At 70.9% G+C, this 20,621-nt stretch carries 16 protein-coding genes; 2 read left to right on the top strand and 14 right to left on the bottom strand.

The genetic code is table 11. The annotated features are described in order from the left end of the window. Positions 1-98: 98 nt before the first annotated feature. Positions 99-2,036, top strand: a complete 1,938-nt coding sequence (locus AB4078_RS16595) for a D-alanyl-D-alanine carboxypeptidase (protein ID WP_441978054.1) — start codon at positions 99-101, stop codon at positions 2,034-2,036. A 412-nt stretch (positions 2,037-2,448) separates the two neighbouring features. On the opposite strand, the gene AB4078_RS16590 is transcribed toward AB4078_RS16595, so the two are convergent. The 3 genes from AB4078_RS16590 to AB4078_RS16580 form a co-directional block, all read right to left on the bottom strand. Beyond that, positions 2,449-4,650, bottom strand: a complete 2,202-nt coding sequence (locus AB4078_RS16590; RefSeq protein WP_441978088.1) for an ABC transporter ATP-binding protein — start codon at positions 4,648-4,650, stop codon at positions 2,449-2,451. A 110-nt stretch (positions 4,651-4,760) separates the two neighbouring features. Continuing rightward, positions 4,761-6,488, bottom strand: a complete 1,728-nt coding sequence (locus AB4078_RS16585; protein ID WP_440734298.1) for an ABC transporter ATP-binding protein — start codon at positions 6,486-6,488, stop codon at positions 4,761-4,763. Between the two features lie 209 nt (positions 6,489-6,697). Further along, a complete protein-coding gene (locus AB4078_RS16580) occupies positions 6,698-7,819 on the bottom strand; it encodes an enoyl-CoA hydratase/isomerase family protein (protein ID WP_441978053.1) in 1,122 nt (373 codons plus the stop codon). A 178-nt stretch (positions 7,820-7,997) separates the two neighbouring features. Here AB4078_RS16580 and AB4078_RS16575 point away from each other — a divergent pair, with 178 nt between their 5' ends. Further along, a complete protein-coding gene (locus tag AB4078_RS16575; RefSeq protein ID WP_441978052.1) occupies positions 7,998-10,565 on the top strand; it encodes an ATP-binding cassette domain-containing protein in 2,568 nt (855 codons plus the stop codon). A 136-nt stretch (positions 10,566-10,701) separates the two neighbouring features. Here AB4078_RS16575 and AB4078_RS16570 read toward each other — a convergent pair whose 3' ends face one another. From AB4078_RS16570 to hemE, 11 genes are all read right to left on the bottom strand, one after another. Next, positions 10,702-11,160, bottom strand: a complete 459-nt coding sequence (locus AB4078_RS16570; protein ID WP_441978051.1) for a hypothetical protein — start codon at positions 11,158-11,160, stop codon at positions 10,702-10,704. 219 nt (positions 11,161-11,379) lie between these two features. After that, a complete protein-coding gene (hemL, locus tag AB4078_RS16565) occupies positions 11,380-12,702 on the bottom strand; it encodes a glutamate-1-semialdehyde 2,1-aminomutase (RefSeq protein ID WP_441978050.1) in 1,323 nt (440 codons plus the stop codon). 128 nt (positions 12,703-12,830) lie between these two features. Continuing rightward, positions 12,831-13,823: a porphobilinogen synthase gene (gene hemB / locus AB4078_RS16560; protein WP_441978087.1), complete on the bottom strand. Its 993-nt coding sequence runs from the start codon at positions 13,821-13,823 to the stop codon at positions 12,831-12,833. Positions 13,824-13,858: 35 nt separating this feature from the next. Continuing rightward, entirely contained in the window at positions 13,859-14,653 is a 795-nt protein-coding gene (locus AB4078_RS16555) for a uroporphyrinogen-III synthase (RefSeq protein ID WP_440734303.1), read from the bottom strand. A gap of 11 nt (positions 14,654-14,664) precedes the next feature. Beyond that, positions 14,665-15,711, bottom strand: coding sequence for a hydroxymethylbilane synthase (gene hemC / locus AB4078_RS16550; protein WP_440734304.1), 1,047 nt, complete (start codon positions 15,709-15,711; stop codon positions 14,665-14,667). After that, positions 15,708-16,412, bottom strand: a complete 705-nt coding sequence (gene hemQ / locus AB4078_RS16545) for a hydrogen peroxide-dependent heme synthase (RefSeq protein ID WP_441978049.1) — start codon at positions 16,410-16,412, stop codon at positions 15,708-15,710. Before hemQ ends, hemC begins: the two co-directional genes overlap by 4 nt. A gap of 98 nt (positions 16,413-16,510) precedes the next feature. After that, the gene (locus AB4078_RS16540) at positions 16,511-16,786 is read right to left on the bottom strand and encodes a hypothetical protein (protein ID WP_440734306.1); all 276 of its coding nucleotides are present in this window, start codon (positions 16,784-16,786) and stop codon (positions 16,511-16,513) included. After that, positions 16,776-17,180: a phage holin family protein gene (locus AB4078_RS16535; protein WP_440734307.1), complete on the bottom strand. Its 405-nt coding sequence runs from the start codon at positions 17,178-17,180 to the stop codon at positions 16,776-16,778. The genes AB4078_RS16540 and AB4078_RS16535 overlap by 11 nt, the downstream gene beginning before the upstream one ends. Position 17,181: 1 nt before the next feature. Then, the gene (locus tag AB4078_RS16530) at positions 17,182-17,604 is read right to left on the bottom strand and encodes a hypothetical protein (RefSeq protein WP_440734308.1); all 423 of its coding nucleotides are present in this window, start codon (positions 17,602-17,604) and stop codon (positions 17,182-17,184) included. A gap of 153 nt (positions 17,605-17,757) precedes the next feature. After that, positions 17,758-19,314 carry a protoporphyrinogen/coproporphyrinogen oxidase gene (locus AB4078_RS16525; RefSeq protein WP_441978048.1) on the bottom strand — a complete coding sequence of 519 codons (1,557 nt, stop codon included), beginning with the start codon at positions 19,312-19,314 and terminating at the stop codon, positions 17,758-17,760. Further along, a complete protein-coding gene (gene hemE / locus AB4078_RS16520; RefSeq protein ID WP_441978047.1) occupies positions 19,311-20,363 on the bottom strand; it encodes a uroporphyrinogen decarboxylase in 1,053 nt (350 codons plus the stop codon). Before hemE ends, AB4078_RS16525 begins: the two co-directional genes overlap by 4 nt. Between the last annotated feature and the right edge of the window lie 258 nt (positions 20,364-20,621).

Raw genomic sequence — 20,621 nt, 5'->3', positions numbered from 1 at the left:
CGGATCGCCCTGACCGCGTCGTGATCGCCCCGGCCTCCCGGACCGCCCGAACGCGCAGGATACCCGCCGTTGACAGGGGCGCCCGATACGGTAGGGGGGTGAACAATGACGACGGTCCGGGGGCCGCCCAGGTCGATCCGGAGATCGTCGACGCTGACGCACTCGATGCAGAGGGCACCGAAACGGAGATCGACGAGACCGCGGTCGAGCCGGCTGGACTGTTCTCGACGACGCCGGAGCGGAGCGGATCCGCGTCGCTGTTCCCCGCGCAGGACGTCCCTCCCGACGCACCGCTGTTCCCCGCACCCGAGTCGACCCCCTCCGCATCGCTGTTCGGAGGAGCGACGGATGCGGTTCCCTCTGGGTCGGCCTCGACCTCTGAGTCGGCGGTCGCCGAGAAGGATCCGGCCATCGAGATCGCGCCGCCCGCCCTGTCGGCACCGACCGCACCGTCAGCACCGGCCGTAACGTCGGCACCGGCCGTAACGTCAGCGCCGGCCGTAACGTCGGAGTCGGCGCCGCCCGCGCTGCCGGAGGATCCGATCGTCGAGCCGACGCCCCTCGTCCCTGCCGTCAGCGCAGGTCGGACCGCCGTTACCGAACCAGCCTCCGTGCCGCAGACAGCCGCAGGCACCGATGCCGACCGGACCCCCGTCGCCCCCGTGCGACCGCTGCCCTCCGCAGGGCTCGTCCGCGGCCCCGACCGTACCCCGACCGCCGCTCTCACCTGGGTGGACGTGGCCCGGGTGGGCGCCGGTACGGCCGCCGCGACGGCTCCCTCCCGGTCATTGCTCGACGACGCCCCGCACCGAACCCTCGTCCGGCCCGGCGTGCTGCTGCCGTTCGTCGGAGTGCTCGCCGTGATCGTGGCGTATGGCGCCACGACCGCGCTCTGGCCGCTGAACGCCGTGCAGCCCGTCGCCTCCGCGGTCGAGTTCCAGCCGGCCGCCGCCCCTGCGGCGGCTGCGGCCTGGCCTGCCACGGGCAGCGCCGCCGTGGGCGTCGAGGGCATCGGCACGATCGCCTCGGCCGAGCAGCAGGTGCCGATGGCCAGCATCACGAAGCTGGTGACCGTGCTCGTCTCGCTCGACAAGCTTCCACTCAAGCCCGGCGAGCAGGGTCCTTCGTTCGCATTCACCCAGGCCGACAGCGACGACTACCTGAGCTACCTGAGGCAGGATCAGTCCGCGCTCGACGTGCCTGTGGACGGATCCCTCACCCAGTACCAGCTCTACGAGGGGATCCTGCTCGGCTCCGCGAACAACTACGCCGACCGGCTCGCCCGCGAGGTCTGGGGTACGGAGGAGAACTACGCCGCCGCCGCCAACCAATGGCTGCGCCAGCACGACCTCGGCGACATCACGGTCGTCACGCCCTCCGGTTTCGACTTCGGCAACGTCGCAACCCCGCGCGCGCTCATTCAGCTCGGCCAGATCGCCGAGAAGAACCCGGTGATCGCCGGGATCGTGAAGCAGAAGAGCGTCGAGCTGCCCGGCGCGGGCGTCGTGAAGAACACCAACGGCCTCATCGACGACGCCGGCATCGTCGGCATCAAGACCGGCACGATCGGCGATGGGGACGACACTCGCTACAACCTGCTCTCGGCAAAGGACGTCTCCGACAGCGACACCATCGTGCGAATCTACGTCGCCGCCCTCGGGCAGGACAGCGATCAGGGCCGGGTCGATGCCTCACGAGCCCTGTACGCCGGCATCGAGGCGGCGCTGAAGGACCAGCCGCAGACCGTCGGCAAGGGTGCGACGCTGGGCACCGTCGACACGGCGTGGGGCGAGACCACCCAGGTCGTCGCGGCCGAAGACGGCCGGGTCGTGCTGTGGAACGGCGCCTCGGCCACCGCGACCACCAAGTTCTCGCTCGGTGACCAGTGGAAGGCCGGAGAGAAGGCGGGAACGCTCAGCCTGAAGGGTCCCCTGGATTCCGCCTCGGTGCCGTTGGAACTGCGCACCGCCCTGCACGGCCCCAGCCTCTGGTGGCGCCTCACCCATCCCCTCGAGCTGCTCGGACTCACGCAGTAGGGATCCCGGATCCGACCGGCAACGGTCGTCGGGCGAGTATGACCCTGTCGCAGCCGGTCGGTCCGGGTCGCGTTGGATCCGCTCAGGTCGCACTGGATCCGCTCAGGTCGCACTTTCTGCTCTGAAACCGGCCTTGGCAGAGCAGAAAGTGCGACCTGAACACACGGGGGCACGGCCCCGCCGCTGCGACGGCTGAGACTGCGGCCGCGCCCCGCCGCGACCCCGAATCCGCCCTCGACTGCGACTTCGACTTCAACTTCGACTGCGACTTCGGCAGCACCCGTCCCTGCCGCTGACCCCGGCCCCGACGCCAACCCCGGTGCACGGCGCACAATGTACGGCGCAATCCGGCAACGCGAAAGCGCCGCCGCCCTGCGAACAGGACGACGGCGCTCTCATCGAGGGGGACGGTTCAGACCCGGTCGTCGCCGAACTCGATCGACGGGCCGTCCGGCCGCTCGGCCGATTCGATGACCCGCTCGGCCACCGTGACAGGAGCGGTCCCCGCCCCGGCGACGACGGCCCCGCCGGCCTCGGCCCCTTCGACAAGCTCAGGGACCGACGCGACGGATCCGTCCGTCGGCACCGTGACGGTTCCGGTGACGAGAGCCTGGTCGGCATCGGTGTCGCTCGCGGCCTGCTCGAACTGCGACTGGTACAGCCGCCAGTACGCGCCCTCGGCCGCGATGAGCTCCTCGTGCGTGCCCTTCTCCACGATGTCGCCGTGCTCCATCACCAGGATGAGGTCGGCGTCGCGGATCGTGGACAGACGGTGCGCGATCACGAACGACGTGCGCCCATGCCGCAGCGCCGCCATCGCGTGCTGCAGCAGCAGCTCGGTGCGGGTGTCGACGGCCGACGTGGCCTCGTCCAGGATGAGGATCGACGGCTGTGCGACGAACGCGCGCGCGATCGTGATCAGCTGACGCTCACCGGCCGAGACGTTCGAGGCGTCCTCGTCGAGCTTCGTCTCGTAGCCCTCGGGGAGGGCGTGCACGAAGCGGTCGACGTAGGTCGCCTTGGCGGCGTCGATGACCTCTTCGTCGGTCGCGGTCGAGCGTCCGTAGCGGATGTTCTCCCGGATCGTGCCCGCGAACAGCCACGGATCCTGCAGCACCATGCCGGTGCGGGAGCGCAGGTCGGAACGCTCCATCTGGGCGATGTCCTGCCCGTCGAGCAGGATCCGACCGCCGCTGAGCTCGTAGAACCGCATGATGAGGTTCACCAGTGTGGTCTTGCCCGCGCCGGTCGGGCCGACGATCGCGACCGTCTGACCCGGCTCCACCTGGAACGACAGATCCGTGATGAGCGGGCGGTCCTCGGTGTACGAGAACGCGACGTGCTCGAACTCGATGACGCCCTTGCCGTCGGTGACGGTCGGTGCGTCCTCGGTGTCGGGATCCTGCTCCTCCGCATCCAGCAGCTCGAAGACGCGCTCAGCCGAGGCCGTGCCGGACTGCACGACCGCCGCCATGCCGCCCAGCTCGCTGAGCGGCTGGGTGAACTGCTGCGAGTACTGGATGAACGCCTGCACGTCGCCGAGCCGCAGCTGACCGCTGGCGACCATGAGGCCGCCGAGCACGGCGAGGCCGACGTAGGTCAGGCTGCCGATGAAGGTCATGGCCGGCATCATCAGCCCGGACAGGAACTGGGCCTTGAACGCGGCCTGGTAGAGCTCCTCGTTCTCGACCTGGAACTTGTCCAGCGCGTCCTTCTCGCGGCCGAACACCTTGACCAGCGCGTGACCGGAGAAGGCCTCCTCGACGCGCGCGTTCAGGCGGCCGACCTTCTTCCACTGGATCCCGAACGCCTTCTGCGAACGCGGTCCGATGACGCCGAAGATCACGGCCATGAGCGGCAGCGCCACGAGGGCGACGAGGGCCAGCTGCCAGGAGATCGAGAACATCATGATCAGGACGCCGACCACGGTGAGCACCGACGTGAGCGCGCCGGACAGCGATTGCTGCATGGTCTGCGTGATGTTGTCGATGTCGTTCGTGACGCGGGAGATCAGCTCTCCGCGCTGCACCTTGTCGAAGTACGACAGCGGCAGGCGGTTGATCTTCGCCTCGACATCCTCACGCAGGCGCCACATCGTGCGCACCATGATGACGTTGATGACGTACCCCTGGATCCAGCTCAGCAGAGCGGATCCGACGTAGATCGCGAGCACCGCGGTGATCACCCAGCGCAACTGCTCGAAGTCGATCCCGTCGCCGACCTTGAACGGCCCGAACGCGGCCACCATGTCCGCGAACTGGTTCTGCTTCGCGGCGCGCAGCTGCTCGACCACCTGCGCCTGGGACATGCCCTCCGGGAAGCCGGGGAAGCCGTTCTGCGGTTTGGCGAGCTGCAGAGAGGTGAAGCCCTCGTAGATGATGTTGGTCGCGTTGCCGAGCACCTTCGGTGCGGCCACGGCGAGCACGACGCCGAGCGCTCCGAAGATCGAGACCAGCACGAACCATACGGCGCTGGGCTTGAGCAGCCCGATCATCCGCTTGAAGCTCGGGCCGAACTGGTTCGCCTTGCCCGGGGCGGGCCCGTCGAACATCCCGCCGCCCTGCTGGCGCGCCTTCTCGGCCTGCTCGGCCTCCAGCTTCTCGGCGTCGGTCATCTCGACGGTCGCCGTCGATCCGCCGGCGTACTTCGCCCGGCGTTGCGCCATGCGCTCGGCGCGTGCGGCCTTCTTGTCCACGCCCTCGGTCCCTGAGCTTGTCGAAGGGCTCATGCGTCCACCCCCAGCTGCGACTCGACGATCTCTCTATAGGTGTCGCTCGTCTCGAGCAGTTGCTCGTGCGTGCCCGCGGCCACCATCGTCCCGCCCTCCAGCACGACGATGCGGTCGGCATCGGTGATGGTCGAGACGCGCTGCGCGACCACGATCTTGGTCACGTGCGGCAGCTCGCGCCACAGCGCCTGGCGCAGCCGGGCGTCGGTGGTCAGGTCGAGCGCCGAGAACGAGTCGTCGAAGACGAGGATCTCGGGCTGGTGGACAATCGCGCGAGCGATCGCGAGCCGCTGGCGCTGACCGCCGGACACGTTCGTTCCGCCCTGGGCGATGGTCGAGTCCAGCCCGTCGGGCATCTCCGAGACGAAGTCCTTCGCCTGCGCGATCTCGAGCGCGGCCCACAGTTCCTCGTCGGTCGCCTCCTCACGCCCGTAGCGCAGGTTGGACGCGATCGTCCCGCTGAACAGGAACGGGCGCTGCGGCACGAGTCCGATGCTCTTCCACAACGCGTCGACATCGGCCTTGCGCACGTCGGTGCCGCCGACGACGACGGCGCCCCCCGTGACGTCGAACAGTCGAGGGATCAGCGAGATCAGCGTGGTCTTGCCCGCGCCGGTGGATCCGACGATCGCGACGGTCTCACCGGGCTCCGCCGCGAAGCTGATCCCGTGCAGCACCGGCGACTCGGCGCCCGGGTACGTGAAGGAGACGTCGTCGAAGGCAACGGATCCCGGCACCGGGAACGACGTCACGCCGTTCTCCGGTCGCGTCATGCTCTGCTCGGCGTCGAGCACCTCGCCGACGCGCTCTGCGGACACCGCGGCGCGCGGGATCATCATCGCCATGAAGCTGGACATGATGATGCCGAACATGATCTGGCCGACGTACTGCATGAAGGCGAACAACGTGCCGACCTCGACCGTGCCGTTGTTCACCTCGACGCCGCCGAACCAGATCACGCCCACGATCGTCACGTTCATGATCAGCATGAACAGCGGGAAGAGCAGCACGAACAGCGAGCCGACGTTGCGGCCGACGACCATGATGTCGGTGTTGGCGCCGCGGAAGCGCTCCTCCTCGATGCGCTCGCGCACGAACGCGCGCACGACGCGCACGCCGGTGAGCTGCTCACGCATGATCCGGTTGACGTTGTCGAGCTTGCCCTGGTAGCTGCGGAACAGCGGGACCATGCGGCCGATGATGATGCCGGCCACGATCAGCAGGGCGGGCACGGAGATGGCGATGACCCAGCTCAGCTGGAGGCTGGTCTGCAGGGCGTAGATGATGCCGCCGATCGCGAGCAACGGCGCGGTCACGAACATCGTCGAGCCCATCATCGCCAGCATCTGCACCTGCTGCACGTCGTTCGTGTTGCGGGTGATCAGCGATCCGGCGCCGAACTGCGAGACCTCGCGCTCGGAGAAGCCGCTGACGCGGGCGAACACGTCGGCGCGGAGGTCGCGACCCATGCTCATCGCCGCGCGCGCGGCGAAGTAGGTCGCGATCACGGAGGCGATGATCTGCCCGAGCGAGACGGCGAGCATGAACCCGCCGTGCGACCAGATGTAGGCGGTGTCGGCGTTGGCGACGCCCTTGTCGATGATGTCGGCGTTGAGGCGCGGCAGGGACAGCGAGGCATACGCACTCGCGAACTGGAACACCAGCACACCGAGCAGCAGCCACTTGTAGCGCTTGAGATAGCGGAAGAGGATCTTTCCGAGCACGGGCGGACTTTCCTTGTGGGAGCGGACTTCCCCAGGGGAAGCGGAATGAGTCGAGAAACGACCACGAAACACCCTGCCACGCGGCACGGACATTCACATCCCCCTTGAGGAGGATCGACTCAGATCTTCGCTGAGGGCGAAACGAATCCCTGCTCGCGTGGAGATTTCCGGATCCGGTTAAGAAACCCGGGCGCCCGGAGAAGCGCGCGTCAGCTCCAGAGCGGGACCGGGGGAACGTAGCCCCGCGCCTCGGCACCGGCATCGGGGGCGAGGTCGGTGAGGGTCTGCGGATCCCAGTGCGGATTGCGGTCCTTGTCGACCAGCTGAGCGCGGATCCCCTCGACGAGGTCGGGGTGGTGGTGCACGAACCACAGCACCCGTCGGTACTCCCCCGCCAGCGCGTCGCGCACGGAGTCCATCACGCGGGCCTCGCGCACGGCGTCCAGCGTCACGACGAGCGCGGTCGGCGCGAGGGACTCGAGCAGGTCTGCGGTGTCGGCGGGGGTGGGGCCTTCGCCCGGGACGGCCGCGTCGCCCTGCCCGGCATCCGCGAGCGCCCGGAGGCGCGCGATGATCTCCGGCACCGTGTCGGCGGAGAACGCCTCGTCGATCCACGCCTGCTGCGCGGACAGCGGTGACGGATCCGGCGTCTCGTCGAACAGCATCACGATCTCGCTCGGCCCGGTCGGATCCGCCCGGTGTGCGAGCGCGTCGCGCAGCGCGTCCAGCCGCTCGGACGGGACCCAGAAGTCGGCGAACCCCGCGTAGAGCGCATCGGAGCCGTTCATCGTCCCCGCCGTGAGGGCCAGGAACTCGCCGAGCCGGCCAGGGGCGCGGCCGAGCAGCCAGGTGCCGCCGACGTCGGGCGTGAACCCGATCTTCACCTCGGGCATCGCGAGCTGCGAGCGCTCGGTGACCACGCGGATCGCCGCATGCCCTGCGACGCCGATGCCGCCGCCCATCGTGATGCCGTCGGCGATCGCGACGACGGGCTTCGGGTATTCGGCGATCGCGGCGTTCATCGCGTACTCCTCGCGGAAGAACTCCACCGTGTCCGCGCTGCGTCCCGCGGTGATCTGGCGGTGCAGCTCGCGCACATCGCCGCCCGCGCACAGGCCACGCTCCCCTGCGCCGTCGATGTAGACGATCTCGATGTCGCTGTCGTCGCGCCACGCATCGAGCGCTGCGTGCACCGCGCGGATCATCCCGACGTTGAGGGCGTTGAGCGCGCGCGGCCGGTTCAGCGTGATCCAGCCCAGCGCTCCCTCTGTGCGCACGAGCACCTCGGCGTCTGCGGCGGCGGATCCCTGGGCGTCTTCGACGGTGCTCACGGATGCCACGTTACCGCGCACGGCGCTCCGTCCGAGGTGCCGACGACCGGGTGGACGGAGCACGAGCGCGCCGGGCGCGGCGGCCCCCGCATTGGGCGGAATGCCCCGGATCAACCTGCGTTTTCCCTCCCCATCCGGCAGGATAGAGGGGTACTGCTGTATCTATGAGAGGCCGCGGATGACCGACGGACAAGTGCTCGAGTTCTCGCATGCGACGAAGCGCTTCGGCGTTCTCACCGCTGTCGACGACCTCTCCGCCCGTATCGAGCCCGGCGCGGTGACCGCGTTCCTCGGGCCCAACGGCGCCGGCAAGACGACCTCACTGCGGATGATGATCGGGCAGATCCGTCCGACCTCGGGCACCGCCACCATCGGCGGCGTCGCCCACTCCGAGCTGCGCCACCCGCTGCGCACGATCGGATCCGTGCTCGAGGAGGCGGTCTACCGCCCCCGCCGCACCGCGCCGCGCCAGCTGACGATCGCGGCGAAGGCGAACGGCATCCCCCTCTCCCGCGTGCAGGAAGTGCTCGAGCTGGTGGGCCTGCAGAACGAGACCGAGACGCGCATCGGCGCCTATTCGCTCGGCATGCGTCAGCGGCTCAGCGTGGCCGGGGCCCTTCTCGGTGACCCCGGCGCCCTCGTGCTCGACGAGCCCGCGAACGGCCTGGACCCCGAGGGCATCCGCTGGATGCGCCTGCTCATGCGCCAACTCGCCGACGAGGGCCGGACGGTTCTCGTCTCCTCGCACGTGCTGAGCGAGATCGAGCAGATCGCCGACAACGTGCTGGTGCTGTCCAAGGGCCGCCTGGTCTACGCCGACAGCATCGGCAAGCTCTCGGACCCGACCACGGGATCCGTCGTCGTCGACGCCGACGACCGTGCGGCGCTCGCCGCCTCCCTGCAGAACGCCGGGCTGAGTTTCGACGTGCTGCGTTCGGGCCTGACCGTGCACAACACCGACGCCGCCGCCGTCGGCGCGGTCGCCGCGTCCGCCGGCCTCGCGCTCACCACGCTGCTGCAGCGCGGACCGAGCCTCGAGGAGGTCTTCCTCGACCTCGTGCACGGCCGTCGCGATTCCGCGACCGGCGCGGTGCCGATCGTCGGCGCACCGGAGGCGGCGACCGAGGCGCCCGTCACGGCCGATTCCGCTTCCACGGCGGATGCCTCCGACGAGAGCGCCGAAGCGCCGGCGACCGCCGACGGCATCCCGTCCGCCGGACTGTTCGGCGCCGCCGCGGCCGTGCCGGTCGTGGCGGCCGCGAGCGCCGGTGTCGCCGGCCTGTTCGACGCCGCGGGCGCGGCCGCTCCTGCGGAAGGCGCTGCCGCGGTTCCGACCACGCGCCGCGAGGCTGCCGAATTCGCCGCGGCGCAGTCGGCAGCCGACGAGAACGAGAACGCTGGAGGATCCGAGGACGAAGGATCCGAGGACGAGGGATCCGAGACGGCCGGCACGGACACCGAGGGCGCCGAGTCCGAGAGCGCCGAGACTGCGATCGACGGCGGCGAGGGCGTGCCCGAGGACGAGGCTCCCGCGACCGACGAGAACGATGCGGAGAGCGCGGACGAGGCTTCCGACTCCGACTCCGACTCCGACTCCGAGGAGAACGGGTCCCAGGAGGACGGTTCCGACGAAGGCGCTTCCGACGAAGGCGTTTCCGCCCAGGACGGATCGGACCAGGACGGATCGGACCAGGCCGGATCGGACCAGGGCGAGGAGGAGGCCGACGCCTCCGGCACCGACGCCTCCGGCGAGAACGGATCCGCCAAGGGCGACACCGACACGGATGTCCAGGCGGACGAGGGCGAGCAGGACCAGTCCGAGTCGGAGTCGACCGAGGATGCGGAAGCGGAGACCGGCGTCGAGGACCAGACAGAGCGCACCGACGAGGATTCCGCGTCGTCCGAGGACGCCCACGACGACACCGCCATCGCGGCGGGCGTCGCGCTGACCGCCCCGATCGACGCCGACTACACGCCGGGCGACGCGGCCCAGGACAGCGCGGACGAGGCGCGGCAGGACGAGGACTCCGACGAGCACGAAGCCCCTCTCACCCACGCCGCCGACGCCGGCGAGGAAGGATCCGCAGCACTCGGATCCTTCGAGACCGCCGCGCTGACCATCCCGGACGCCGCGCCGGTGTCCTTCGACGACCTGATCACCGGCGTGCCGTCGGCCCCGCAGACCTCCGACGTCGAGACCGCCGAGGGCGAGGACCACTCCGAGAGCCAGGAGCCGGACGCGGACGACCGCGACGACCGCATCGACGACGCCCCCACGGCGGCGACGACCGTGATCACGACACCCTCCGCCGACGACGAGTTCGCCACGCCGGAGCCCAGCACGGAGACCACCGAGATCGCCGGGATCGAGATCTTCGCGGCGCTCGCCGAGGGGCGCACACAGGAGATCCAGGTCATCCTCGACGAGTCGCCCGACGATGACGACGACCTCGAGGACGTGACGCAGGGCGAGATCGACCAGCACGAGGATCCGCGCGCCGCGGCCGTCAGCGCGTCCCTCGCCGCCGCGGCCCGCGCGTTCTTCACGGACGACGCTCCCTCCTACACGCCCGGTCCGGCCGGCGACGAGGAGTCCGCTGAGCAGTCCGCTGCGCACGACGAGTCGGCGCCGCAGGACGACCAGCAGCGCGACGGGTCACAGCACGAGCAGAGCCAGGACGAGCAGAACCACGACGAGCAGAACCACGATGGGGAGCGCCACGACGGCGACCACCACGGGCACTGACCGGGGCCGAAGCAGGAACGGAGCGGCGATCGTCTGAGAGGACGGTCGCCGCTCCGTCGTTCGCCTACCTGCGAGTCGTCTCCCTGAGCACGGCCTATAGGTCGTGCTCAGGGAGACGACTCGGAAGTGGGGCGGATTAGGCGGGACGGATCGCAGGCTTGCGCTTGCGCCCGGGCTTGCCCGCGGGCTCCACGACCGGGATCGCCCCGGTCGCGGCGATGTCGGTGACCTCCGCGAGCTCGGAGGTCGCATCGAGCCGCAGCGCCTGCGCGAGCGCCAGACCGTGCCGGGTCGTGAGGACGAGCCGCTGGAACTCGGCGCCCTCGAGGTCGATCACGACGCTGGGCTTGTGCCGCCGGATGAGCACGAAGTCATCGCCGTTCGCCGACTTCCAGGTGCCGGCGGCGAGCACGAGCGGCACATGCGTGCCGGGGCTGCCGACGCCGCGCAACCATGTCCAGGCGTCATCCGTGAGCTGCACCTTGACGATCGACTCGCGGGCGATGTGCAGGTTGTCGCGGCGGAACGAGACGGCGCGCTCGAGCGGAGAGAGCTCCACCTCGAGGCGGGTCCGATCCAGCAGCAGCGTCACCATTCCCCCAGTCTGCCAGCGCCGACCCGGATCCGCCCGCGAGGCACCTCACAGGACGGCAACGATCCCACTGGCGGTGATCCACAATCCGCGGTCCGGCGATGACGGCGCTCTCGTCCACTCGGTCCTGCTCAGTGGTCGCGAATTGCGGCTTTCGCTCGCTCAAAGTCGCAATTCGCGACCAGTGAGCGGAGATGCCGGACGGGATCCGCGTCCGTGGGGTCAGGCCGTGGCCCGGGCCGCGGCCTGAGCGGCCGCGGGAAGCGCCGCCTCGATCGCTGCGAGTTCCGCCTCGCCGTGCGCGGCCGTGAGGAACCAGGCCTCGAACACGCTCGGCGGCAGCGCCACGCCCTGCTCGCGCATGGCGTGGAAGAACGGCGCGTACCGGAAGACCTGCTGCGCCTGCGCTTCGGTGTAGTCGCGCGGGGCCTCAGCCGCGAAGGCCACGCCGAACAGGTTGCCTGCGCGCGGCACGGCGTGCTCCACGCCCGCGTCGGTGAGCGCGCTGTCGAGCACGGCGGACAGCCGGGCTGCGGCGGCGTCGATCCGCGCGTACACGTCCGGGGTCGCGAGGCGCAGGGTGGCCAGGCCCGCGGCGACCGAGAGCGGGTTCCCGCTCAGCGTGCCCGCCTGATACACCGGCCCGGTCGGCGCCAGCCGGTCCATCACCTCGGCACGCCCGCCGAGCGCCGCGAGCGGCATGCCCCCGCCCACGACCTTGCCGAACGTGATGATGTCGGGCAAGTACTCCTCACCCGCCGCCTGCTGCAGGCCCCAGAAGCCGGCCGCGTGCACGCGGAAGCCGGTGAGCACCTCGTCCAGGATCATCAGGGCGCCGTGCGCATGCGCGGTCTCGGCGATGAGTCGGTTGAATCCGGCCTGCGGCGCCACCACGCCCATGTTCGCCGCGGAGGCCTCCACGATGACAGCCGCGATGCGGTCGCCGTGCTCGGCGAACACGGCGGCGAGCGCCTCCGGGGAGTTGTAGTCGATGACGAGCGTCTGCGCGGCGATCGGGGCGGGGACACCCGCGGATCCGGGCAGCGCCAGGGTCGCGACGCCGGATCCGGCCGCGGCCAGCAGCCCGTCCGAGTGCCCGTGGTAGTGCCCGGCGAACTTCACGAGCAGATCGCGGCCGGTCACGCCGCGGGCCAGCCGGATCGCGGTCATGGTCGCCTCGGTGCCCGTGGAGACCAGCCGCACCCGCTCGACGGGGCGCACGTCGCCGTGCCGCACGCGGTCGGCGATGAGCGCGGCGAGCTCGACCTCGCCCTCGGTCGGGGCGCCGAACGACAGCCCGCGGGTGGCCGACTCCTGCACGGCCGCGACGATCTCGGGGTGCGCGTGCCCCAGCAGCGCCGGGCCCCAGGACGCGACGAGGTCGAGGTAGGTCGTGCCGGCCGCGTCGGTGACCGTCGCGCCGGACGCGCTCGCGAGGAACCGCGGCGTGCCGCCGACCGACCCGTAGGCGCGCACCGGGGAGTTCACCCCTCCGGGGATCACGGCACGGGCGGCATCGAACAGGACGTCATTGCGGTCGGTCATGGATCCATTCTCCCGGAGGATCCTGTGCCCGGGTGTCGGCGGGTCCTCCTCGTTTCAAAGCGCGCAAATGGCTCCATCCGAGGCCTGAATGGAGCCATTTGCGCGCTTCGAAAGCACCTGCGGCCGGCTCAGCCGCGGGCGAGCCAGCGGGCGGCCTCGGTCGCCCAGTACGTCAGCACGACGTCGGCGCCGGCACGGCGGATCGACAGCAGCGACTCCAGGATCGTGCGCTCGCGATCGAGCCAGCCGTTCTGCGCCGCGGCCTCGATCATCGCGTACTCGCCCGAAACCTGGTACGCCCACACCGGCACGCGCACGGCGTCGCGCACCTCGCGCAGCACGTCGAGGAACGCCATCGCGGGCTTCACCATGACGATGTCCGCACCCTCGGCCTCGTCCAGCAGCGCCTCGCGCACGCCCTCGCGGCGGTTGCCCGGATCCAGCTGATACGTGCGGCGGTCGCCCTGCAGCTGGGAGTCGACGGCCTCGCGGAACGGTCCGTAGAACGCGCTCGCGTACTTCGCCGCGTAGCCGAGCAGCAGCACGTTCTGGAAGCCCTCGGCGTCCAGAACGTGGCGCACCGCGGCGGTCTGTCCGTCCATCATGCCGCTCAGCCCGAGCAGCTGCGATCCGGCGCGGGCCTGGGCGAGCGCCATCGCCACGTACCGCTCCAGCGTCGCGTCGTTGTCGACGGAGCCGTCGGCGGCGAGCACGCCGCAGTGACCGTGGTCGGTGAACTCGTCCAGGCACAGGTCGGTCTGCACGACGAGGGAGTCGCCGACCTCCGCCGCCAGCGCGGCGGTGGCGACATTGAGGATCCCGTCCGGATCATCGGCACCGGATCCTGTGGCGTCGCGCACGGCGGGCACGCCGAACAGCATGATCCCGGTCACGCCCGCCTCGGCCGCCTCGACGGCGGCGCGACGGAGGGAGTCGAGCGAGTGCTGCACGACGCCGGGCATGGATCCGATCGGGGACGGATCCGTCAGTCCCTCGCGCACGAAGGCCGGGAGCACCAGGTGCCGAGGAAGAAGATCCGTCTCGCGCGCCAGGGAGCGCACCGGGGCGGACTGCCGCAGCCGGCGTGGGCGGACATCGGGGAAGCCGGCCGATGCGCCCAGCCCGGCGGCGGCGGCATCAGAGCGAAGTCCGCCGGTCACGGGGCGAACTCGTCGGCCGCGTGCGGGAGGGTGAACTGGGCGACCGCGTCGATGAGCGCGTCGACCGTCTGCGTGTCGGCGACCACCGTGATCGGCAGGCCCGCCCTCTTGGCGTCCTTCGCGGTACGGGGCCCGATCGCGGCGAGCAACGTGGAATCCGGGATGTCCGGGAACTGCTCGCGCACCTGCTCGGCGACGGATCCGCTCGTGACCAGGATCGCGTTGATCCGGCCGTTCTGCACGTCGCGCATGATGCGCTCCGTGACCGGAACGCCGACGGTGCGGTAGGCGACGACGCTGGACACGTGATGGCCCGCCTTGATCAGCGATTTGGTGAGCAGGGGCTTGGCGATCTCACTGCGCAGCGTCAGGATCCGCTTCGGTTCCGGCTCGAGCGCGATGAGCTGGGCCGCCATTCCCTCGGCGGAGTTGTCGTCCTCCGGCACGAGGTCGACGTGATAGCCGACGGCGGCGAGCGCCGTGGCCGTGGTCTCACCCACGGCGGCGATCTTCGTGGAGACGGGGATCTCGGCGCGGTGCGCGAAGAGCACGTCGACCGTGGTCGCGCTCGTGATGGTGAGCCAGTCGAACTCGCCGTTCGCGAGCTTCGCGAGCGCGTCATCGAGAGCGGCCTGGTCGTTCGTCGGCGCGAAGTTGATCAGGGGCGCCACGACGGGGACCGCTCCCTGCGCGCGCAGAGTGGCGGCGACGCCGTCGCCCCAGGGGCCTCCGCGCGGCACGAGCACACGCCAACCCGTCAACGGCTTGGCCTCTTGCTTCGATTCAGTCATCATCATCGGATTCAGGGGCGCGGAATGAGGTCAGCCGCCCCACGTTCGAGCAGCCGACGGGCAACAGACAACCCGATCGCGCGCGATGCGCTGATCGGGTCCGCACCATCGGCAGAGTCCGCACCGTTGCCACTGCCGTTGGGACGAATATACTCCTCGCCCGGTGCCGCAGCCTTCACGGAGTCTGGATGCAGCGGCTCCGTGACGTCGATCCCGATCCGCCAGCCGTCGTGCGGCGCGTAGACCACGGCTCGCACGCGCAGGTCGCCGTCCACGATCTCCGCGTGCGCGGCCATCGGCGCCTGGCAGCCGGAATCCAGCCCCTCCAGCACTGCTCGTTCCGCGGTGACGGCGATGCGGGTGGCCTCGTCGTCAAGGGCGGCGAGCGCGGCCAGAAGCTCTGCCGGAGCGTCGACGGTGGTCTCCACGGCGAGCGCTCCCTGGCCGGGCGCCGTCGGCCACTCGGCGAGACCGAGCGGCTCGGCCTTCAGCTCGCCGAGGGGATCCCCGTCGAGCCTGCTGAGTCCCGCGGAGGCGAGGATCACGGCGTCGAGCTCGCCCGACGCCACGCGCTGCAGCCGGGAGTCGACGTTGCCGCGCAGATCGGCCGTGTGCAGGCGCGGGTTGCGCACGTGCACCTGCGCGATTCGGCGCGGGGATCCGGTGCCGATCGTGGATCCGCCCTTCAACTCGTGAAGGGGCGTGCCGTCGCGGGTGACGGCCACGTCGCGGGCGTCGGCGCGAGCCGGGATCGCGGCGATCACGAGCCCATCCGGCACCTGCGTGGGCAGGTCCTTCAGGGAGTGCACGAGGATGTCGCACTCGCCGCGCAGCAGCGCATCGCGCAGGGCCGTGGCGAACACGCCCTGCCCGCCGATCTCGCTGAGGGACGCCCGGTTGGTGTCGCCCTCGCTCGTGATCGGGACGAGCTCGACCCGACGGCCGGAGACCGCCTCGAGCGCCTTGGCGACGTGACCCGACTGGGCCTGCGCGAGGGCGCTGCGGCGCGTGCCGAGGCGGATGACGCCCGCGCTCCCTGAACCCGTCGAAGGGGTCACTGCAGCACCTCGGGGATCTCCTCGAGGCGCAGGCGGCGCCCGGTGTAGAAGGGCACCTCCTCCTTCACGTAGCGGCGTGCATCGGTGTAGCGCAGGTCGCGCATGAGGTCGACGAGCTCCGTCGGGTCGTCGGCCTCGAGCGGCAGCAGCCACTCGTAGTCGCCGAGCGCGAAGGCCGCGACGGTGTTGGCGATGACCCCGCGGAAGGCGGCGCCCTTGCGCCCGTGCTCGGCGAGCATGCGGCGGCGCTCGTCCTCCTCGATCAGGTACCACTCGGGCGTGCGCACGAACGGGTACAGGCAGAGCCAGCCCTTCGCCTCGACGCCACGGAGGAAGCCGGGGACGTGCGCACGGTTGAACTCGGCGTCGCGGTGCACGCCCATCACGTTCCACGTCGGCAGCAGGGTGCGCAGCAGTTCGGTGCGCCGGAGGCGCCGGAGGGCCTTCTGCAGTTCCTCGGGGTTCGGTCCGTGCAGCCACACCATGAGGTCGGCGTCGGCCTTCAGGCCGGAGACGTCGTAAAAGCCGCGGACGGAGATCCCGCCGTCCTCGATGTGCCGGACGATGTCCTCCAGCTCGGTGGCGTCGGACTCGACCACGGGAGCGGAGGGGTCGCGGCGCCACACGGCCCACAGGGTGAAACCCTGGGGCGAGGCGTCGGAGTCGGCGGCGAGCACGGGCGTTTCTGCAGCTTCAGCCATGGATCCAGTCTGCCCCCTCCAGCTATGTGGCGGAGAATCCGAGTCGTCCCCCTGAGGGCGACCTATAGACCGCGCTCAGGGGGACGACTCGGAGAAAGTCAGCGTGCGATGCTGCGGGCGACGGCCCAGACGATGCCGCCGACGACCGCAGCCACGCCGACAGCCGCGGCCATGGCGCCGACCGGGTTGCGCCGCGCGAACGCGCGCAGCTTCACCTTGCCCTCGACGGTCGCCTTCTCGAGACGACGGGGCACGTTGCCCTTCTCCTCGATCGCGAGCAGCGCCGCCTTCAGCTCGGCACGGGCCGAGGCGACGGGATCGACGATCCCTGCGGGCACGGCCGTGCGCGGGATGTTCACCGGGTCAACGGCCATTGCCGGCCTCCTTCACGATGCGGACGTCGGTGGCGACGGCCTGTGCGGGATTCTCCCGGCGCAGGACCTTGCGGAACTTCACGATTCCGAGCAGCGCGAACACGACCACGGCGAGCAGCAGGATCCCGAACGTGATGATCGCGGAGAGCCAGACCGGGAACCACGACGAGAGGCCGGCGATCGCGAACACGAGGATGACCGGCACGGTCCAGAACAGGAAGAACAGTGCGACCAGGAACCAGACACTGCCGATCCCTGCGTCCTTGGCGGTGCGGGAGATCCAGGTCTTGGCCGCGTCGATCTCGGCCTTGACGAGATTGCTGACGAGGTCGGGAAGGTCGCCGAGCAGCGTCAGCAGGCTGTCGTCGGCGCGATCCCGGAAGTTGCCGGCCATGTCAGGCGTCCGTGGTCGGCTTCTTCGGCGCAGCCTTCGCGCCCGAAGACGTGCGGGGCTTCGTCTTGCTCTCCGCCGCGGCGGCGCTCTGTTCCGCAGCTGCCACGGTCTCCTCCGCCGCCTGCTTGACCTCCGCAGCGACGGTCTTGCCGCTCGCGATGGTCGAGTCCACGCGCTGACCCGGCGTTCCGTCGGACGTGGCGGCCTTGACGATCTTCACGGCGCCGGTCCACAGAGCCTGCGGCACGGCGGCCGCCTGCGTCTTCGCGAAGTCCTGCACCTTGTGCACCTGCGCCTGCACGGGGTCGAGGTGCCAGACCTTGAGCCACTGCTTCTTGATCTGCTCGTAGCGCTCGCGCCCCGCGCGAGTGCCCAGCACGTATCCGACGCCGAGTCCGACGACAAGTCCGATCTTCCCCTTCATGGGGTCTCCTCACGATTGCGGTCTCTGCGGATCTCCAGCGTAACCCTGTATTCCGTTTTCGGCATCTATCGGGCGGAGGGGGTTGACTTCGCTCGGTCCACGTGCGGCGTCCTCCCGCAGCCGACCTGCGGACCACGGCCGCTTCCGTCGGGGTCAGCCCCAGAGGAGGGCGTGACGGATCCGCTCCGCCTCCTCCTTCGCGTGCGGGACGACCTGCGCGAGACCGGTGCCGCTGAGCCACGCCCCGGTCGCGCCGACGCCCGGCACCGCGGAGATCGCGTCCGCCGCCTCGGTGCGGCGCTCGGCCGCTCCCCGCACGGCCGAGGGCTGCGCCTGCACGAAACGCGCGCGGTGGCTGCCCCGCAGCTGCGCGGCGCTCAGCTCGACGCCGAGCAGGGCCGAGGCCTCGGCGAGCGCGAGGGACGCGGCGGCCTCGTCGTCGAGGGCGGCGGTCGCCGGCTCTTCGCCCGCGGAGCCGAACGACACCCGGACGACCTGCCTGTTGCCGGCCCGCTCGCGCAACCAGGCCCATTTCGCGGTGCTGTGCGTCAGGGCCTTCGCCGCATGCGACCCGGGAACGGTGAGCACTCCGGATCCGCGCGGGGCGACGGCGAGTTCGGGGGCGTCGAGGACCAGCGTGACGATCTCGATGCGCGGGGATGCTCCGCCGGCGACCGCGGCCAGCTCCGGCACGTGTGGCGCGAGGAGCCGGCGTGCCGTGGGCTCGTCGGCGGCGACGATCACCGCGTCGAAGCGGGCAAGGCCGTCGGCGGGCTCGGTGCCGAGGCCGTCCGCGACGACACCGTCCTGCTCCTGCTCCTGCTCCTGCTCCTGCTCCTGCTCCTGCTCCTGCTCCTGCTCGGCGAGGCGCACGGTCCAGCCGAGGTCATCGCGCTCGAGCGCCTCGACCTGAGCGTCCGTGCGCACCTCGGATCCGAGCAGTTCGATACGCGCGATCAGCGCGTCCACGAAGCCCGACATGCCGCCTGTGAGACCCTGCACCGCCGCACCGGGTGCCTTGCCCGATCCGCCGGTGATCTCAGCGACCGCGCCGGAGAGCGAGCCGGCGCGGGTGAGGGCCGCGTTCAGAGACGGGGCTGCCACGTCGACGTCGATGTCGTCGGGGTGCGCGGAGTACACGCCGGTGCTGACCGGGGCCACGAGGCGGTCGAGCACCCTGGCGCCCATGCGCTTGCGCACGAGACGACCCAGACTGTGGTCGTGGCCGATCGTGAGCGGCGGCAGCAGACGGTCGAGCCAGGCTCGCCAGGTGCCGCTCCACCCGATCACCCGGCGCACGTCCTCGGCGAAGGGATTCGCGGGGATCCCGAGCAGCCCGCCTCGGGGCAGCGGCGCGGCGCCGCCGGGGATGCCCGCGACCCAGGCGCCGCCGGGCTCCGGCGACACCACCCGATCGTCGAGTCCGAATTCGGCGAGCAGTGCACGCACGTGACCGCCGCGCACGGCGAAGCTCTCGGCGCCGGCGTCGAACACGATCCCGTCGGCCTCGCCGGCCCGCACGGCGCCGCCGGCCCGATCCTGCGCTTCGAACACCGTCGCGTGCGCGCCGATCGCGGCGATCGACTCCGCCGCGACAAGGCCCGCCACTCCGCCGCCGATCACGGCGACCCGCAGGCGCGCGGCCTTCTCGGCGAGCTCAGGAGCGTGCGGTTCGACGGCGGGCGAAGACCCCGGATCCGGTGCGGTCATCGCCCGGCGACCGCCGACTCGACCCGCACCTCGTGCACCAGCTCGACGATCCGGGTGAGCACGGAGGGATCCGTCTCGGGCGGCACCCCGTGGCCGAGGTTCAGGATGTGCGCGCGGGCGGCGGTGCCGCGGCGCAGCACGTCGCGGACGTGCGCCTCGAGCACGGGCCAGGGCGCGGTGAGCAGCGCCGGGTCGATGTTGCCCTGCACGGTCACGTCGTCGCCGAGCACAGCCACGGCCTCGTCCAGCGGCAGGCGCCAGTCGACCCCGACCGCGTCGGCGCGGCCGTCCAGGCGCATGTCGGCGAGGAACGGCCCCGTGCCGACGCCGAAGTGGATGACCGGAGCGTCGATGCCGTCGACCGCGGCGGCCGAGTGCGGCGCGACGAAGGCACGGTAGTCGGCGGGGCTGAGGGAGCCTGCCCAGGAGTCGAAGAGCTGGACCGCGCTCGCCCCGGCCGCGTGCTGCGCGTCGAGGAAGGTCCGCGAGATCCGCGCGAGCCAGCCCGCGAGCCGGTTCCACGAGTCCGGATCCGTGTGCATCATCGCCCGTGCGCGCAGGTGCTCCTTCGACGGCCCGCCCTCGACGAGGTAGGCGGCGAGGGTGAAGGGCGCTCCAGCGAAGCCGATCAGCGGCGTGGTGTCGCCGAGTTCGGCCACCACGAGCCGCACCGCCTCGGCGATCTGCGTCGTGTCGAGCGACGCGGGGTCGATCGCCGTGATCCGGTCGACGTCAGCCGCGGTGCGCACCGGCGCCGCGAAAACCGGCCCGCGGCCCGGCTCGATCTCGACCTCGACGCCGGCGAGCCGCAGGGGCACCACGATGTCGCTGAAGAAGATGCCCGCGTCCACGTTGTGCCGGCGCACCGGCTGCAGCGTGATCTCCGCTGCGAGGTCCGGCGTGAGGCAGGCGTCGAGCATCCGGGTGCCGACCCGCAGATCGCGGTACTCGGGCAGCGAACGGCCTGCCTGGCGCATGAACCACACCGGGGTGGTCTCGGGGCGGTCTCCGGCGAGGGCGCGCAGCAGGGGGGCGTCGTTGAGGGGCATGGATCCATTCTCCCCCGCCGCTGCTTTGCGACTCATGGGGATCCGGACGTCGCCCGTGCGGATCGCGACCGTGCGGCGGATACGGCGTCGATCGGCGGGCGCATCGGTGCCATCACGGCGCTTGGCGCACCGCAGGCTCAGGCAGCAGAATGCTGGACAGGGATCCGCCGTCCCCGGTCGCGACGATGCGCACCGCGCACTATGCGAGAGAGCAGACCATTGGACGCAGCGACCCCGCCCGTGACGTCGACTCCCGGC

Source organism: Microbacterium sp. 2MCAF23, from assembly GCF_052115565.1.
GTDB lineage: Bacteria > Actinomycetota > Actinomycetes > Actinomycetales > Microbacteriaceae > Microbacterium.
Note: the sequence above shows the minus strand (reverse complement) of the source record. Positions and strands in the feature narration are given on the sequence as shown.